Source organism: Alcanivorax sp. HI0083, from assembly GCF_001635175.1.
This window is the reverse complement of record NZ_LWFX01001794.1, coordinates 1-400: the sequence shown is the minus strand read 5'-3', so window position 1 is coordinate 400 and position 400 is coordinate 1. Positions and strand designations below refer to the sequence as shown.

The 400-nt window shown below is 54.0% G+C and carries 1 pseudogene; it reads left to right on the top strand.

What is annotated here, in order from left to right:
• Window positions 1-400: pseudogene (locus tag A3754_RS28370) on the top strand (type I restriction endonuclease subunit R); the annotation flags it as partial.

The window sequence follows — 400 nt, the reverse complement described above, 5'->3', positions numbered from 1 at the left end:
CAGCAAGCGCAGGTATTTTTTGACGATGACATCAATGCCTTTGTGGAAGTCTGGTACAAGAACCGCAACGAACCCACGGCGGCGGACCACAAGAGGATCAATGCCATCCTGGACCAGGCGGTGGAGCGATACAAAGCGCTCAGCGAAGAAGAGCAGGATCTGTTCAAGGGACAACTCGCCAGCTACCGCAATCTCTACGCGTTTCTTTCCCAGATCATCCCTTACCAGGACAGCAGCCTGGAAAAACTCTACAGCTATGCACGTTTCCTGCTGTCCAAGCTGCCCCGCCGCGCCGAAGAAAGCCCTTTCGAGCTGGAGGATGAGGTCTCACTGAAATATTACCGCTTGCAGAAAATCAGCGAAGGCGCCATTGACCTTGGTATTGGCGAACCCGAACCTC